This is a genomic window from Natronorubrum sulfidifaciens JCM 14089 (genome assembly GCF_000337735.1).
Taxonomy (GTDB): Archaea; Halobacteriota; Halobacteria; order Halobacteriales; family Natrialbaceae; genus Natronorubrum; species Natronorubrum sulfidifaciens.
Genome location: NZ_AOHX01000047.1, coordinates 94,401 through 110,945, shown reverse-complemented (window position 1 = coordinate 110,945; position 16,545 = coordinate 94,401). Strand labels below are relative to the sequence as shown.

Annotated in this window: 16 protein-coding genes; 8 read left to right on the top strand and 8 right to left on the bottom strand. The window is 60.6% G+C overall.

From position 1 onward, the window contains the following. Positions 1-140: 140 nt before the first annotated feature. The 3 genes from C495_RS15980 to C495_RS15970 all read left to right on the top strand — a co-directional run bounded on the left by C495_RS15980 (position 141) and on the right by C495_RS15970 (position 2,726). Entirely contained in the window at positions 141-644 is a 504-nt protein-coding gene (locus tag C495_RS15980; protein WP_008164760.1) for a cation:proton antiporter regulatory subunit, read from the top strand. Positions 645-681: 37 nt separating this feature from the next. Continuing rightward, positions 682-1,959 carry a cation:proton antiporter gene (locus tag C495_RS15975; RefSeq protein WP_008164757.1) on the top strand — a complete coding sequence of 426 codons (1,278 nt, stop codon included), beginning with the start codon at positions 682-684 and terminating at the stop codon, positions 1,957-1,959. A gap of 101 nt (positions 1,960-2,060) precedes the next feature. Continuing rightward, a complete protein-coding gene (locus tag C495_RS15970) occupies positions 2,061-2,726 on the top strand; it encodes an HAD family hydrolase (RefSeq protein WP_008164756.1) in 666 nt (221 codons plus the stop codon). A 27-nt stretch (positions 2,727-2,753) separates the two neighbouring features. Here the strand turns inward: C495_RS15970 and C495_RS15965 are convergent, their stop codons facing one another. From C495_RS15965 to C495_RS15955, 3 genes are all read right to left on the bottom strand, one after another. Then, positions 2,754-3,149 carry a hypothetical protein gene (locus tag C495_RS15965; protein ID WP_008164754.1) on the bottom strand — a complete coding sequence of 132 codons (396 nt, stop codon included), beginning with the start codon at positions 3,147-3,149 and terminating at the stop codon, positions 2,754-2,756. A gap of 23 nt (positions 3,150-3,172) precedes the next feature. Then, positions 3,173-3,640: a DUF2240 family protein gene (locus C495_RS15960; protein ID WP_008164753.1), complete on the bottom strand. Its 468-nt coding sequence runs from the start codon at positions 3,638-3,640 to the stop codon at positions 3,173-3,175. 82 nt (positions 3,641-3,722) lie between these two features. Continuing rightward, positions 3,723-4,364 carry a ribonuclease H family protein gene (locus C495_RS15955; protein WP_008164752.1) on the bottom strand — a complete coding sequence of 214 codons (642 nt, stop codon included), beginning with the start codon at positions 4,362-4,364 and terminating at the stop codon, positions 3,723-3,725. Positions 4,365-4,605: 241 nt separating this feature from the next. Here C495_RS15955 and C495_RS15950 point away from each other — a divergent pair, with 241 nt between their 5' ends. Together C495_RS15950 and C495_RS15945 are read left to right on the top strand one after the other, a co-directional pair. Then, complete coding sequence (locus tag C495_RS15950; RefSeq protein WP_008164751.1) at positions 4,606-4,971, top strand: DUF7344 domain-containing protein; 366 nt, start codon at positions 4,606-4,608, stop codon at positions 4,969-4,971. Between the two features lie 234 nt (positions 4,972-5,205). Next, entirely contained in the window at positions 5,206-6,132 is a 927-nt protein-coding gene (locus C495_RS15945) for a DMT family transporter (protein ID WP_008164749.1), read from the top strand. A gap of 26 nt (positions 6,133-6,158) precedes the next feature. On the opposite strand, the gene C495_RS15940 is transcribed toward C495_RS15945, so the two are convergent. From C495_RS15940 to C495_RS15925, 4 genes are all read right to left on the bottom strand, one after another. Continuing rightward, a complete protein-coding gene (locus tag C495_RS15940) occupies positions 6,159-6,434 on the bottom strand; it encodes a hypothetical protein (protein ID WP_008164747.1) in 276 nt (91 codons plus the stop codon). 312 nt (positions 6,435-6,746) lie between these two features. Then, on the bottom strand, positions 6,747-8,975 hold the full coding sequence (locus tag C495_RS15935; RefSeq protein ID WP_008164746.1) for a CDC48 family AAA ATPase: 2,229 nt from the start codon (positions 8,973-8,975) through the stop codon (positions 6,747-6,749). Positions 8,976-9,241: 266 nt separating this feature from the next. Continuing rightward, positions 9,242-9,967, bottom strand: coding sequence for a polysaccharide lyase (locus C495_RS15930; RefSeq protein ID WP_008164744.1), 726 nt, complete (start codon positions 9,965-9,967; stop codon positions 9,242-9,244). Positions 9,968-10,033: 66 nt separating this feature from the next. Next, on the bottom strand, positions 10,034-11,044 hold the full coding sequence (locus C495_RS15925; protein WP_008164743.1) for a GNAT family N-acetyltransferase: 1,011 nt from the start codon (positions 11,042-11,044) through the stop codon (positions 10,034-10,036). 189 nt (positions 11,045-11,233) lie between these two features. Here C495_RS15925 and C495_RS15920 point away from each other — a divergent pair, with 189 nt between their 5' ends. Further along, the gene (locus C495_RS15920; protein WP_152418919.1) at positions 11,234-12,892 is read left to right on the top strand and encodes a polysaccharide lyase; all 1,659 of its coding nucleotides are present in this window, start codon (positions 11,234-11,236) and stop codon (positions 12,890-12,892) included. Positions 12,893-12,988: 96 nt separating this feature from the next. Here the strand turns inward: C495_RS15920 and C495_RS15915 are convergent, their stop codons facing one another. After that, on the bottom strand, positions 12,989-14,053 hold the full coding sequence (locus C495_RS15915) for a DegT/DnrJ/EryC1/StrS family aminotransferase (protein ID WP_008164739.1): 1,065 nt from the start codon (positions 14,051-14,053) through the stop codon (positions 12,989-12,991). 261 nt (positions 14,054-14,314) lie between these two features. Between C495_RS15915 and C495_RS15910 the strand changes: the two genes are divergently transcribed. Together C495_RS15910 and C495_RS15905 are read left to right on the top strand one after the other, a co-directional pair. After that, positions 14,315-15,205, top strand: coding sequence for a polysaccharide lyase (locus C495_RS15910; protein ID WP_008164737.1), 891 nt, complete (start codon positions 14,315-14,317; stop codon positions 15,203-15,205). Positions 15,206-15,317: 112 nt separating this feature from the next. Further along, complete coding sequence (locus C495_RS15905) at positions 15,318-16,475, top strand: glycosyltransferase (protein ID WP_008164735.1); 1,158 nt, start codon at positions 15,318-15,320, stop codon at positions 16,473-16,475. The last annotated feature ends 70 nt before the right edge of the window (positions 16,476-16,545 follow it).

The following is a 16,545-nucleotide window of genomic DNA, read 5'->3' as shown; positions in this document are numbered from 1 at the left end:
GGTCGTTCTGTCGAAGTGGATTAACAGTATCGAAAGCTGGGCCGCGTCTCTCCGCTGTGACACGGAAGCGACGCCGAGCGACGGGGCTCGAGCGAGCAACCAGGCATTGTTTTAATAGGGACTGCGAGAGCCACTGACGTATGCCGATTACCGAAACCGACCTTCCTGGCGTCGGGAAGAAGTTTGAAATCGACCTCGAGGACGGCAAGACGCTCGTCATCGTCACCCACAACACGGGCAGGCGTGACGTGTTCCTGAAAGCGGACGACGATGCCGACTCAGAGCGGCTGTTCGAACTGTCCGACCAGCTCGCTCGGACGGTCGGAACCATCCTCGAGGGGGCGTACTTCCAGCCGATCAAGACAGAGGACAAGGCGACGACGCTGGGGGACGGAACCAACATCGAATGGTTCGACGTGCCGGCGGACTCCCCGCTCGAGGGACGGTCCCTCGCCGAGGTGCTTGCGGATGGCCGAATCCATGTCGCTATCGTCGCCGTCCAGCGCGGCGAGGACGTGATTCCGGCGTCAGAACCTGAAAAACGTCTCGACGAGGGAGACACGATCATCGCTGTCGGGACGAACGAGGACCTCGAACAGTTCAAAACGCTGCTTAGCGGCGACGACGGGTCGGGATTGGACTAATCCATGGCTGGAATGACGACGGTGGAGGTGGCCGACAGTGGCTGGTGAAACCGCACTACTCGACGTCGGTGTGCTCTTCGCTGCTGTTGCCCTTGCTGGACTGTTGGCAAACCGGATCAATCAGTCGGTGATACCGTTTTACATCGTCATCGGCATGGTTCTCGGGGAGTACGTTCTCGGACGAATCGACTTCCCGGCGCTGCTCGGGACGGATCTCGTCCCACACGGTGCCGAGCTCGCCCTGCTCGAGACCGACTTCATCTATGTGGGTGCCGAGCTTGGGATCGTCCTCCTGTTGTTCTTCCTCGGTCTCGAGTTCAATCTCGATCGGCTCATCGCCGCCAAAGAACAGATCGGGAAGGCCGGGACCGTCGATCTCGTGATCAATTTCGGTGCCGGGCTGGTCCTTGGCTACGTCCTCTTTGGTTCCTTTCTCCCAGCCTTTCTCACTGCGGGGGTCGTCTACATCTCCTCGAGTGCGATCATCACGAAATCCTTGATCGATCTGGGCTGGATCGCAAACGACGAGTCGAACCCGATGCTCGGGACGTTGGTTTATGAAGACCTGTTTATCGCGGTCTATCTGGCGATTGCGTCGGCACTCGTTCTCGGCGGCGGTGACGTCGGCGAGGCGCTGGGTCAGATCGGGATCGCCGTCGGCTTCATTATCGTCTTGCTGCTGTTAGTCTATCTGGGGACGGCGTGGTTTCAGCGCAGTCTGGAAACCGACTCCAACGAGTTCACCGTCCTGCGAGCGCTCGGCATTACAGTCCTCATTTCGGGGGCAGCACTCTCGCTGGGGGTCAGTGAAGCTGTGGCCGCGTTCTTCGTCGGGATGGCATTCTCCTCAACGGCACACGTCCACGACTTAGAAAACTTGCTCGAGCCGCTCCGTGACACCTTCGCAGCCGTGTTTTTCTTTTGGATCGGGCTGATCACCGATCCGACGCTGTTTCTCGACGTCCTGTGGCTCATCGCGGCGGCCGTCCTACTGACCACTCCGACAAAGCTGGTCAGTGGCTACCTCGGTGGGCGGATCTACGACCTCGACGAACGCCGATCGCTCCGGGTCGGACTCGGGATGACCACCCGTGGCGAGTTCTCGCTCATCATTGCGAGTATCGCACTCGCTGGCGCTGGCATCGGACTCGCTGAAGGCGTCGCGGACGACATCTACGCGTTCGCTGTCGGCTACGTCCTGTTCATGAGCATCCTTGGAACCACGCTCATGCAGTACTCGGACAGGATCGAAGCCGCCGTCGTTCCGTTGCTCGAAGGCGACAGCGAGCCGTCGGCCCACCCAAGCGACGACTGACCTGCAGCGATCGGCCGAACGATTTTCCGTCCGTTTTCGAGCAGGTTTCGACGCCATCGAAAAGGGATAGTTTCAATCTGCTCGAGCCCCCTGTGACTGCTATGCCACGGGCGGTCGTCTTCGACCTCGATTACACACTCGCCGTGCCCACACAGGACCGAACCACAATTCTGCAGGAGGCAGCCGCCACTGCCGGTGCGCCACCGCTGACACGCGAGGCGTATCTCGAGGCCCATCGGCGCAATCTCACGCGCGAGACCAGAGAACCGATTTTCGCCGACCTGCTCGAGGGCCGGGAGACCGACGCCGAGCCGGCCGCCGTCGCCGACGCCTACCGGCAGACGATCGCCGAGACGCTCGAGCCGTTACCCGGCGTCGAAGCCATGCTCGAGGATCTCAAAGCGGAGTATCGCGTCGGACTGCTCACCAACGGTCCCGTTCGCGCCCAGCGGGACAAACTGTCGACGCTCGGCTGGGAACGAGCCTTCGACGCTGCGCTCGTCACCGGCGAACTCGAGGCCGGCAAACCGGACCGGCGTGCGTTCGATGCGATCGTCGGCGAACTCGACGTCGCCCCCGACGAGGCCGTCTACATCGGCGACGAGGTCGAGGCCGACATCTACGGCGCGACGAACGCCGGCCTCGAGGCCGTGCAGGTGCTGCTCGAGGACGGCCCCAACCCCGACCCGCGGGCCACCGCCCACGTCGAGCAGGCGGCCGTCGGCGAGCGGATTCCTGACGTCGTTGGGACACTCGAGACACGATAAGAACGAAACGGGCTGTTTTGCGGCGCGTTACTCGCTCGAGTCGGTCTGCAGCGAGCGACACACTGCCTGCACCACGTCCGATCCTCGCTTGGCGGCCGCGCCGTGTTCGACGAAGACGAGCGTCCGAGGCGGCTCGGTCGCCTTCGGTCGCACGCGAAGTTCCAACTCCTCGGCTGTCTCGGCGGCGACGTCCTGTCCGGCCTCGAACTCGAGGCGAGCCCGGTCGTCGTGGACGAACACCCGGGCGATTCGCTCATCGGAGAACGTGACGTCGTATGCGCGCTCGCCGTCGACCGTCGGCTCGACGTCGCGGTCGGCGTTCGTGACCTGAACCGACTCGAGGACTCCGTCCTCGCGGCCGTCGAGTTCAGACGCAAGTAGTTCGGCGATCCGGCGGCCATCGGTGATCCGTTCCTCGACCATACGCGTGGTCGGTCGGCCGGCAACTAACGCCCTTCGGCTTGCCCGTCATCACGGAGCGTCGAGCGGGCGACGGGGAGCAGATCGGAGATGTCGACACCTTCCCGGCGAGCGTAGACGACGGCGGCGACTTCGATCGTCACCCCGAGTTCCTGCTGGAGCGTGTTGATCGCGCCGACGGCCTCGTGTTTCTCGACGCCTTCGGCGACGAGGCTCTCGAGGACGCGTTCGAACGCGGAGCGTTCCTGTAGGAGTTCCTCGCCGGGAACGAACTCCTCGTGGACCGTCACGTCGGCCGTGTCGAACGTCGCCTCGAGGGTCCCATCGACTCGCTCAAGGAGCCCCTCCTGTGTCGCGATATCGATCAGGCGTTTTGACTGGTCGGGCGAAAACCAGTCCCGGTCGAGTGAGAGCGCGACGACGAACTCGTTTTCCTGCAGTCGCTGGGTGCCGTTCTGGAGAAACGGCGCAGCAACGGCGACGCGGAGGCTCATCGAGTATGCATCTTCCGAACGACGAAATAACGGTGGCGGTTCCGGTCGCGTCCGTCACTGGGAACCGCGTCCCACCGCGCGGTCAGTCCGAAGCGCGGCCGCCGGTGTTGCGGTCGGCACGGGACGGCGGCGGGAACTGGGCCCGTGCTGCCGACGGCTCCGGCATTTCGGGGAGCACACAGCGGTTTGGCTCCTGATTGACGTGCTGGTAGCGGTCGGGCGTGTTCGCGAGCGGGTGAGCGGGGTTTTGGTCGCTATCGATGCGTGCGGCCCGAACCTCGCCGAAGCCGTGGAGTCGGGCCAGAATACCCCGCCAGTGATACCGTGTCGCGGCAGGGATAGAGACGGGGCGTGGCGGTTTTCCGTCGGGATGGTTCGTCGCGAGGATCGTGCTGTTGACGTTGCTGGCGAGTTCGTCGTGGTCGATAAGGACACCAACGCGGGCGTCTTGAGGGGCACGAGCAGCCAGTACGTCGAGGCCGAGATGGAGTGCGCGATACTCGGCGACGTTGTTGTCAGGCGGCATGTCCGTGGTTGCGACGCGGGCAACACGGGTGCCGTCGCGCGTTTCGATAACGGCGCCCAGCCCACCGCCCGACTCCCGGAACGACCCATCGGTAGCGACGTAGAAGTCACGATGATGGGTCCGCGGGGGATGGGCGATGTGCGGTGTGGGCGACTCGTCGAACAGGTCCCGCAGTGCGGACCGGCCGTGAGCGGCCATGATAATCGGTAGTTGTCTATGACACTTAACTGTTTTGTGCATGCTAACGAGTTGCAAATGAAGACCAAAACGGGCGTCGTTCGATCGCAGTTCCAGCAACCCCTTTGGCGGGAAGCTGGACATAGATCGTCTGTGTCGACCGGTGTGCGGATATTCTCGATGAGCCGTGATCGATCGTTCAGCGAGGAGACCCAATCTGTGTTGGCAGCAGGTGTAATATGACGGCGTTCGTTGAGCGGGTATGAACGACGCAACCGCCACTCGGATGGAAGCAGCCTGTTCTCTCCTCGCAGAGTCGGAACGCCGATACCTGCTCTACGAACTGGCGACCCACCGAGGCGCGAATCTCGAGGACGTCGTCAGCCAGCTCGCCGCGTGGGAACACGACACCCAGCCATCGCAGGTCGACTCGGAGCGCAAACAGCGCCTCTATATCTCACTGGTCCACAATCACCTTCCTCGACTCGCAGATCACGGCATCATCGAGTACGATCTGCGAAGCGGAGATATCGTCCTGTCCAACGGGTTCGACGATATCAAACCACTGTTAGAGCAGTTCAAACAGACCGAAGACGATCCGAAACTCCGCCAGCAGTCCTCGCTTTGACGTCCTCCCCACGCTGAACAGTAGACGCCGAACCTAATTCACGATGCTGCTGGTGAGGGTGTCTATGGTGAACAGCGAGGCGTTGCGCCTGTTCATCAGTAAACGGGTTCGAACACCGCATCCTGTCGGCCTCTCTGTTCGGGGGTCCGACCGTCGCGACACAGCCGTCTGTGCGACGAGCGTTTTGCGATTCCAAACCGAAACACGTAGGCGTCGACTGACGAGACGTTCGGTGTGCGTCGCTATCGAAATCTCGGGCTCTTTCTGGCACTCGCTGCGATCTGGGGAACGGCGTTCGTCGCGATCAGTGCCGGTCTCGAGCACTTCCCACCTGTGTTGTTTGCGGCCCTCCGATACGATATCGCCGGGATACTCATGCTCGCCTACGCGGCCTACGCCGTCGACGACTGGTACCCGCGAGGCCGTGCTGAGTGGGGGCTGGTCGCCGTCGGCGCAACGCTGTTGATTGCGGCCTATCACGTCTTCTTGTTCATCGGCCAACAGAACACCACGGCAGCGGCGGCCGCGATCGTCGTAAGTCTCTCACCGGTCCTGACGACCGGGTTCGCTCGGGTGCTCGTCCCATCCGACGCGCTGTCGCCGCTTGGGGTCGGTGGCTTACTCATCGGGCTGGTTGGCGTCGGCGTGATCGCCCGACCAGACCCGTCGAACCTGCTCGCTGCAGACGTCGTTGCCACGCTCTTGGTCTTCTGTGCGGCGGCCGCGTTCGCACTCGGGAGCGTCCTCACCCGTCGGGCCGAGACCTCGTTGCCGATCGAGACGATGGAGGCATGGTCGATGCTCGGTGGTGCCGTCCTGATGCACGGCGTGAGTCTGGCACTGCGCGAGCCACTCGAGCCCACAGCGTGGGTCCATCCCGAAGCGCTCGGCGCACTCGGCTATCTCGCGGTCGTCGCGAGCGCGCTCGGCTTCCTGTTGTATTTCGATCTCCTCGAGCGCCTCGGTGCCGTCGAGATCAACATGGTTTCATACGTTGCGCCGATCTTCGCCGCGCTGGTCGGGTGGCTCTATCTGGGCGAAGTCATCGATGCGACGACTGCCGTCGGCTTCGGACTCATCGCCGTCGGCTTCGTCCTCGTCAAGCGCGAGGCGTTACGTGACGCGTTCGGACGGGTCGGGTGGCGTCGCTCGAGCGACTGAGTCACCAACGCAACTCGTTCCCGAAGCTACTGGCGATGTGCATGCCCGACGTACAGCGCAGCGAGATTCAAGACGAGTAAGCCAAGAAAGACACTCGCTTCGAACGAGGTCGACAGGCCGGTTATCAACACCGGAATGTACAGGATTGGCAGGATGATCGCCCCCCAGAACCCGGTCGTCCGAATCGGACCGGCGAGCGCTGGGGCGACCTTCTCGAGTGTTCCGTCCACGCTGTCCTGTTCGACCGCCGATTCACGGGCTGCCGACGGGTCTCGGTTCGGGGCTGAAGGAGGGTTCGACATCGAACTACTCAAGGTAGTTTCGATTCTCAGGCCGAGCAAATATACCGGCGCGAACGTTGCACACAATTATACCGCATTCACTCTGCGTAAGGTCGGCTTACACCGGCTGTACCCGGTTCGTAGCTGTCTCTCCCGGCTCGAGACCCGTCGCGACCCCGAGGTATCCGGTCAGTAATCAGTGGCTACTGTCACGACACTCGACGTGGACTCCCCGAACGGGGGCGACCAGCACAGTCTGTGACAGAACACGTGGTTCGAGAGCGATCGTTGCCGTCTCAAGCCGCTGTGCCCGCCGCTTCCGACACGGCAGGGCTACTGGAAGCCGATCCGACTTCCGCGGCGTCCCGTCGGGTCCGGCCCGCTCGAGCCACCTTTGAACTCCTCTTCGATCTGCTCGTAGTACTCGAGGATGTCGTCGGTGATCGTCGGCCGGACGTTCTCCATCGCCTGTCGGAAGTGACGCATCTCGACGAGGTCGGCCTCGTGGTCTTCGCGCAGCGCCTCGATTGCCGCCTCTCGGGCGATCGACTCGAGGTCGCTGCCGACGTAGCCGTCCGTGATCTCGGCGATCTCACGGAGCGTGACGTCGGCGGCCAGCGGCGTGTCCTCCGTGTGGATATCGAGGATGCGCTCGCGGCCGTCGACGTCGGGTTCGCCGATCATGACGAGGCGGTCGAATCGACCCGAGCGCAGCAGTGCGGGGTCGATCATGTCCGGGCGGTTCGTCGCGCCGATGACCATCACGTTCTCCATCTCCTCTAACCCGTCGAGTTCGGTCAGCAGCTGGTTGACGACCCGCTCGGAGACGTTCGAGCCGACTTCGCCGCCTCGGCCGGGTGCGAGCGCGTCGAGTTCGTCGAAGAAGATCACCGTCGGCGAGACTTGCCGCGCCTTGCGGAAGGTCTGTCGGATGGCCTTCTCCGATTCGCCGACCCACTTGCTGAGCAGTTGTGGGCCACGCACCGAGATGAAATTCGCGTTGGTCTCGTTGGCGACGGCTTTCGCCATGAGGGTCTTCCCGGTGCCCGGCGGGCCGTACAGCAAGACGCCGGATGGCGGATCGACGCCCAGCCGGCTGAACCGCTCGGGGTTGTTCAGTGGCCACTCGACGGACTCTTGGACTTGCTCTTTGGCGTCGTGGAGACCGCCGACGTCGTCCCAAGAGATCTTCGGGAGTTCGACGAGCACCTCCCGCATCGCCGAAGGTTCGACCTCGTTGAGTGCGCCACGGAAGTCCTGGCGCTTGACGATCATCCGGTCGATCAGGCTCGGCGGGATATCCTCCTCGTCGAGGTCGATCTCCGGTAAGTACCGTCGGAGCGCCTTCATCGCCGCCTCTTTCGTGAGCGACTCGATGTCCGCCCCGACGAAGCCGTGGGTCTCGTCGGCCAGATGGCCGAGGTTGACGTCATCCGACAGTGGCATCCCGCGCGTGTGGATCTGGAGGATCTCCTCGCGACCCACCTCGTCGGGCACACCGATTTCGATCTCACGGTCGAACCGGCCGGGTCGACGCAGCGCGGGGTCGACCGAATCGACGCGGTTGGTCGCTGCGATGACGATGACCTGACCCCGTGCCTCGAGGCCGTCCATCATCGTCAGCAACTGGGCGACGACACGGCGTTCGACCTCGCCGGTGACGTCTTCGCGTTTCGGTGCGATCGAATCGAGTTCGTCGATGAAGATGATCGACGGCGACTCCTCGCTTGCGTCCTCGAAGATCTCCCGAAGCTGTTGTTCGGACTCGCCGTAGTACTTCGAGATGATCTCCGGCCCCGCAATGGAGAAGAAACTCGCGGAGGTCTCGTTGGCGACCGCTTTCGCCAGCAGCGTCTTCCCCGTACCAGGTGGGCCGTGGAGCAAGACACCCTGTGGCGGCTCGATCCCCAACTTCTTGAAGATCTGTGGGTGTTTCATCGGGAGTTCGACCATCTCCCGCACGCGTTGGATCTCTCCTTGGAGGCCACCGATGTCCTCGTAGGTAATGCCGCCACCGGTCTTCTCGAAGCCGCTGATCGGCTCCTCGCGGAGTTCGACGTCGGTGTCCTCGGTGATGAGGACGACGCCCTCGGGTTCGGTTTCGACGGCGATCAGCGGAATTGCCTGCCCGGGTGAGCGCATAAACGGGTGGTTCGTCGAACTCATCACGGGGACGATGTCGCGACCGACGACCGGCCGTTTCAAGATCTGGCGTTTGACCATGCCAGCCGCGTCGGAACCGAACTGGACCGACGCCTCCTCCGGTGGGGCGAGAACGAGCTTGTCCGCCTTCGTGGCTTCCGCTTTCCGGATCGTCACCCGCTCGCCGATCCCCACGTCGGCGTTCTGCCGGGTGAAGCCGTCGATACGGACTGTATCCGTGTTCCAGTCCTGCCGGTCGGCGCGCCACACCTTCGCGGCGGTGGTGTCCGCGCCTTCGATTTCGATAATGTCGCCCGGACTCAGCTTCAGATGCAACAGCGTGTCCGGATCGAGTCGGGCGATACCACGACCCGAGTCGTTCGGGTATGCCTTCGCAACCTCCAGTTGAACTTCATTCATGATTCGGGATGGACGGCGATGTCAATGACTCCGCTTCCTGAGCGGATAGTTTTTTTGCTAGCCTCAGTCATTATCTGTGCTAGATGCTACCACATCTGAATATGGCTGGCGCGTACATAGATGTACCGGCATCGGTTGGTTTTGATGGTACCGACAGCCGCTCGAGGCAGGCTTGTGACAGCAACTGCGGTTTGCTGAGACCAATCCCACGTCGGGGTGATGCTCTGTATCGAGAAGCGCGGACGTGAACCGACGCGTCGAGTCGTCTAGACCCCTTCGGAACGTGTTTCGAAGTAGAGGTTGTCCATATACAGCGTCATCGCCTGTGGTGCTGGGTCGACGTTGCCATGGTAGAAGTTGCACCAGAACTCCTGAATCCCGATGTCGGCCTCGTCTCGCCAGTGCCAATCATCGCTGGTATAGACCTGCTTCTGGTCGACCCAGCCCTCTAATACGCCGTCGCTTTCACCCGGCGTGTTCAGCTCGATGTACTGGTCGATTTTATACCAGCGACCCGGCTCGAGCGTGACGTCCCACCACGCGAACGTGCCATACGTCCCCATCCCAACGTGGTAGACGTAGTTTCCGATTCGGATGTTGCCGTCCGCATCAGGGGTGTCAAAGACGCCGCGAGCCGACCAGCCGTTCGTGCCATCAGTGATCCGACTGCCCCATCCCCCCTCGCGGGCCGTACCAGCGTATCGACCGGCAAACCCGGGGAGTTTGCCGTCGGTTGCCGGCTGGAACGTCTCGTCGAGATAGAGCCAGTATGAGGCGTACATCGAGTCCGGTTCTCTCTCGAGGTCGTCTTGGAACTGGTAGCTGAGATCCGCACCGTAGTGTGACCCCGCCGGAAAGAACACTTCACACGACGTCCGATCGGGGCCGGAGTCAGTATTGGAGTCGTCGTTGATCGAGACGAACTCGTCGTGAAAGCGCTCGGTAAACGACTCGAACGCGGTGGGGTCGTCGAACGAGAGGCTGGCTTGCATGCTGTGGCTCCGTATCCGCCACCCTGTCGTCAATCTTCTGCCCCTCACAGTGAGTGACTGTTTCGGTCACTGATACAGATAGCGCCCGGCCCTGTATACAGGCCACAGTGGCGTTGAACAGCCACGCTCCCAGATCAACGCCGGAACCGGTCGCGCGCCAAATTTCGCTTTAAACTGGTACAGGCCGTCTCTGAAGTCCAGTTCCGTCCCACCGAAGTCGTACGTTCGATAGCCGTTCTCCTGTCCCCACTTGATCGCGTGTTCGTGGAGCAACTCCGATGCATTGTACTCAAAATGTGCTTGCTCGACCGCAGACTCCTGATAGTGTACGATTTCCTGCTCGTCATCCAAGAGCAGCAGTATGGAGCCACGCTCTGTGCCGTCGGCATGGAGCGCAAATATCTTTATTTGATCGGAAAAGTTGACTAACTCGAGGAAGAACTGACGCGGCGGGATATCCCCGCCGACACGTTTCATCACGGACTGAAACCCCTCATAGAACGTCGACATCGTCTCGGCCGTAATCGCTTTGTCGATGATTTCGAACTCGTTGTCGTGGCCCTGTTTAATAGCACGTCGCCTCGAGCTGTCCATCTCGGAGAGAATCGTTTCCCACTCTCGAGTGATGTCGAGTTCGAAGTCACAATCCGCGAGCTTTTGTCTATACCCGTTCTCTTCGAACAGTCCATGATATCGCGCATATCGCTGGCCACGCGTCTGAATCTGGTTTGAAAGCACCGTCGCGTCGCACACATCTTCGACCTCGTCGAGGAGCAGTTGGATGGCCCGTTCTTCTTCTGTGGTTGCAATCGGGCCGCCTGAGCCCTGTTCGATGGACGTGAGATGAGAGACCAAGAACCGATCGTCTTCGACGAGAAAGTTCGGGAAAATGGCGATGGGGTTGTTCTTCTTCAAGACGAGGATATGTCTCGGCTCGTAATCAGTGCCGAACTCGATAGCCCGAAGCCATCCGTGCCGGTGATACACGCTGCTAACGGCGGCGTGATCAACGACGTGATTCCATTGATTCCGGTCGACGTCTTCGATCGTCTCAATCGTTGTAACCTCGAGTGACATGTACGAACCACGGAGTGCTGTTCTCCGACGGGATGCGTACGCAAAAGCGTTGGCCAGGAGCTATCACACGACAACGCCGCAGCCGTCATGGTTGGATATTGTACACTTCTATTTTGAAAGATATTTCTACTTAAAAAGACTCAACATATGACTCTCAAGCTCTTTTGTTGTTCATCAAAAGAAGATAGTATGTCCAAAAAGAGAGAGACAGACCCTGATACGTCGCGGACAGTCACGGAACGAAGCGACTTCAGGCGTCGATCGCTCTTGAAACTGCTTGGTGCGGGGTCGCTATCACTCGCCACCGCCTCGGTTGCGGCTGCTGACACCGGTAGTTCCCAAGACACGATCTGGGCGTTTATTACCGAACCGAGCGCACAGACGATTTCGTACGAGTTTGTCGTCCAACGCAGCGCCGATGGGCTTGCAGTGGAGTTTGCAAACGCTGGCTACGACTCACCGACTGGCCAGGGGGTCGAGGGTGGCACGTGGCCAGCGGAGGACTTCATTGACGAGGTAAGCGACGACGTGATCCACGCGGGCGGGACTACCGGTGAGGGATTCGGTGACGCGTTCGATGTGACCGGCGAGGTCGTCGCGATCTGGCTCGAGGACGCTGATCAGATGTGGGCCGAACGAGACGGTTCGACTGTCACAGATAGAGAACTATTTGCCGACGAGCCACCGAACCCGGACGAGTGGCCACAAGAGTCGACAGCCAACGACGAAACTGCGCAGGTGACTGAGCCAGCGAACTCGGTGTGGTCTTTCATTACCGACGAGAACGCTCAGAGCCTCTCACACGAGATGATCGTCAAACCCAGTAACGGCGAACTCGACGTTGCGTTTACCGACGCGGGCTACGACTCGCCGACTGGTCAGGGGATCGAAGGCGGCACGTGGCCGGCAGAGGACTTCATCGACCAGGTAAGCGACGACGTGATCCACGCGGGCGGAGCCACTGGCGAGGGCTTCGGTGATGCGTTCGACGTGACCGGCGAGGTCGTCGCCGTTTGGCTCGAGGACGCCGATCTGATGTGGGTCGAGCAAGGCGGCGTCGAGATCGGCGACGACCTGCTCACCGACGAACCGCTGGAGCCGAGCGAGTGGACCGACGATCCAGTCTCTGCGAGCGGACCGACGCCCGACTTCGTAGAATCGTTCGATTCGGGACCGGAAGCGTTCCACAGCGGCTGGCGGATGGATACGATGACGGCCGTGTCCTCTCCTACATCCCCCGACTCGAGCGGGACGGCTCTGCGGACGACGATCCACGGTGGAGACCACGTCGGCGGCCACGGATACATCGAGATGGACCGGGTGATCGGCTATCGCCCCGACGAACTCCACCAGCGGTACTGGGTGTACTTCGGCGAGAATGCGTACCCGAGCGACGATTGCAAGGCACCCGGGTTCAGCGGCGACCCGAACCGAAACCTCTCCGGAACAACCGAGCCGAACGGATACAACGGGTGGTCGGCGCGCGGGTCGTACCACGCCACGTCCGGCGGCGTCGAACCCGGATACTACGTCTACCACGCCGACCAGTCGAGCTGGTGGGGAACGTACGACCGCTGGGGAGTGACTCTCCAGCGGGGTCGCTGGTACCAGATCGACCAGTACATCGACCTGAACACGCCAGGCCGGAACGACGGCGTGCTGAAAGGATGGGTCGACGGTGAAGAAGTCTACTCGCGTTCGAACTGGCGATGGCGAGAGACGAGTGACCTGCCGGTCCACGCGTTCTGGCACGACTTCTATCACGGTGGAAACGGAACGGCCAGCAACACGTACCACATCTACACCGACGAGTACCAGTGTTGGGCTGAACAGGGCGAGATGCTCTGATTCGGACTCCTGTTAGTCATACTGTCTGACAGTGTAGTCCGGGGGTACCCGCGACTGCCTTACGAGGCCACTGGGAAAGTGGGACCAGAGATCGTCTCAGCCCTGGTAGTATGCGTGGAGATTCTGGATAAGTCGTGCTGTCTCGGATCGGGTCAGCGCTGCGATCGGAATCGTAATTATGTTCTCGGCCAGAAACTGCGTTCCAGGATATCGATCGGCGTGTGACTGGTCGGCGGACAACCCCCACGGCTCGTTCCAGATGACCTGTACCGGCGTGCCTCGAGCACGGAGATAGTCGACGAGCGCGTCGCGGTCTCCGGGGACGGTTGCCGGAAGGACGTAGTTGGCTCGGCCGGGTGCGTCGGGTTGAACGTCGAGCCCGTACCTTTCGAGCACCGTCCGGAGTGAGTCAGCGATCGATCGGTGTCTCCCGAGAGCGTGTGGAAACGCTCGGCGAAGGTAGCACTCGAAGAGCCAACGATTGATCGGGTCGAGTTCCCGAACGGACGGCGTCTCGTCCGCATTTTGGTATCCAAATTCGGGGTCTTGGGTTACGTACCGTCTGTTTCCGATGAGTCGTTCGTACAACGCACTGAGCCGGTTTTTATACGGAAGCTCCCACGGCAGTGCAGTGTACAGGAACTTGACGAACAGATCAACTGAAATCGTGGCGGGCGCGAGTTCGACTCGCGGCCGTTCGGAATGGGTCAAAAGCGCACCACCCGTGAACACGGGTGCGACCTTCGACAGCGAAAAAATGGCGTAATCGCCGCAGCCACCGACCAATTGCCCGTCACATCGTGCGGACAGCGCCCTCGCACAATCTTCGATTACCACAACATCGTGCTCCCGACAGTGGTCGACCCAGCGTTCGATGGGTGCTGGCAAACCGAAGGCGTGCACGAACAACGCGGCGTCGACGTCCCGTAAGTGCGGTCGCGCGTGATCGAACTCGAGGTGGTAGGTTTCCGTGTCGACATCGACGAATACGGGCTCGATCTCGTACTGGTCGACGATCGGTTGCAGGAACCGTTCGCAGATGAACGCAGGCACGAGGAGCCTCGATCCACGGAGTGATTCGCGTTGGATGACTCGCTCGAGTGCGGCACTTCCCGAAACAGTGTAGGCAGGTGAAGAACGCTCTGGGAACGGATCGACCATCTAGTATATGCCAACAGTGACTAAATATAAGACTCATAGTTAGTATATGCATATTTTCAGGTTGCTAGAATTTAGATTTACTGACTATCAATATTGACGAGCGATCAGGCTGACTGTAACGCCATTCGCATGCGATTGATGGCGTGAGACGTGTTACCAGATTTAGTTTCGAGCGTACCGAAGCAGTTGGATCGAGAGAGTGACCAGTTGTGCCGGGACAAGCGATTTATCCACCAGTGGCATAACGAGAGTCGACCTGTTATGAATCACACACGGCGAGAGTTGCTCATCTTCTCGGGGTTAGCCGCAGGAGGAGTATCGGGGCTAACCGGGTCGCCCGCGCTGTCGCCGGGAACCAATCCAGACAGTTCCGAAGGGTCCGCACAACCCAACACAACCGCCGATGATCGCACCGCTGACGGCTCGACAGTCACCGAGGAACAGACGGTGACCGAGTTATCTATCGATTTTCACGACTGGTCGTGGATTGACGAGTTCACTGAATCCGACATCACTGACCACCTCGAGTTGGTGTCGGATGAGGCATACGACGACCGCTCGCTTCGCGTCGATATCCCGGAAGGAGAAAGCGACGGTGCCTCACTTCACTACTGGTTTGACGAAGAATCGTCGGAGCCCGAAGAACTCTGGGCCAGTTACTATCTTTACTTCCCGGAATCGTTCGAAGTTACCGATCAAGTGGGCAAACTCCCCGGCCCGGCCGGAACGTACGGAGCCGGCGGCTGGGGTGGACGACGGTCAAACGGCAGGAACGGCTGGTCCGCCCGGATGGGGTTTCGAGACACGGAGTCGGACGAAATCGGACTCCAATACTACATCTATCATGCCGGAATGGACGACGAGTACGGTGAGTTCTTTATTTGGGATCGGTCCCTCTGGAAAGGGCAATGGTATCGGATCGACCAGTACATTCTGTTGAACGACCCCGAGCGGGCCGACGGCGTCCTCATGGGGTGGGTCGATGGGGAGCCAGCGTACGATCATCGCTCGATTCGCTTCCGGACCACGCCCGAGTTACGGATCGAAGACTACTGGTTCAACGTGTACTGGGGCGGAATGTACGACTCGCCCAGAGACAACTGGATACTATTCGACGATCTCGTCGTCCGGATCAACGGCGACGAAGGCTGAAGTCCACGACCGTCGTCGCGGGTCCCCGCCCGCGTCGAACACAACGAGAGATTGCGACCGGTAGACGATACTGGCGCTTATTCACGATTCACGTTGCCAGTTGTGTCGAACCATGCGTTCCGATACCGAAACAGTGGTCCTTCTCGGAGACTATGATTACGATTACTACCGTGAACTGTCGCTCCGTGATGGGCTCCGGTCACAGGGAATAACAGTCCTCGAATGCCGGTTTCGGGACGAGCCGCTGTCGGTCGGCCTGAAGAAGTTCCTACTGCTTCCGCTGTTTTACGTCCGCATCTGGAGGCAAATGCGCCGTCTCGCCCGCGAGGAGTCTGCTATCGATGCGATCCTCGTCACGAAATTCAATATCTCAGTCCTTCCGATCGCGGCCCTGTTTGCACGTCGTTTGGACACACTACTCGTCTACGATCTGTTCGTCTCGCTGTATCGAACCGCCGACATGCAGGACTATCCACGGTGGCAGGTAACACTTATTTACTGGCTCGAGTGGCTGACGTTTCGGCTGCCGGACTATCATCTCACGGAAACTGCCGAGTACGCACGGCTGTACGCGACGCTGTACTCGTTGCCACGCTCCCGAATCGTCGGGATTCCAATCGGGGCAGATGACACGTGGTTCCATCCCCGCGAAGACGGTGGAACGGCGTTCGATCGCTTTACGGTGGTGTACTGGGGTGCGTTCTTACCACATCACGGCGTCGAGACAATCGTCGATGCCGCAGCCGAGCTAGCGGCCGATGACATTCAGTTCGTCCTTATTGGCGAGGGTGTCGGAAAAGACCGGATCGAACGGCGAGTGGCCGAACACGGGCTCGAGAACGTCGAATTTTGGGGTCGAGCACCGTGGGAGACGCTGGGGCGTGCCGCAGCCGGGGCCGATGTGACGATGGGGATTTTCTCCGATGACCTGCGTGCTCAGGCGAGTATCACCAACAAGGTGTCGGAGGGGATCGCGTCCGGATCGGCAGTAATAACGATGGACTCTCCCCCGATTCAGCGCTGGTTTACACACACTGAAGACATCTATCTGGTACCGCCGGAAGATCCCACCGCGCTGGCGGCGGCCATCCGAACGCTTCGCGATGATCCGATGCTTCGAGAGCGGATCGCTCGTGGCGGACGAACGCTCCACGAAACAGTGTTTTCCGTCGACCATATCGGTAAGCTACTGCTCGAGAACGTTCCGTTCAGCGAGCGGTCACCGACACGACGGTCGGTTGTGGAACCGACTGACTCGAAACACGAGTGAGAACGAGCGTGACAACTGAACCGGGGTACGCATGCATCGCGCAGTTGTCGTGCCAGTGTGCATTGCTTTG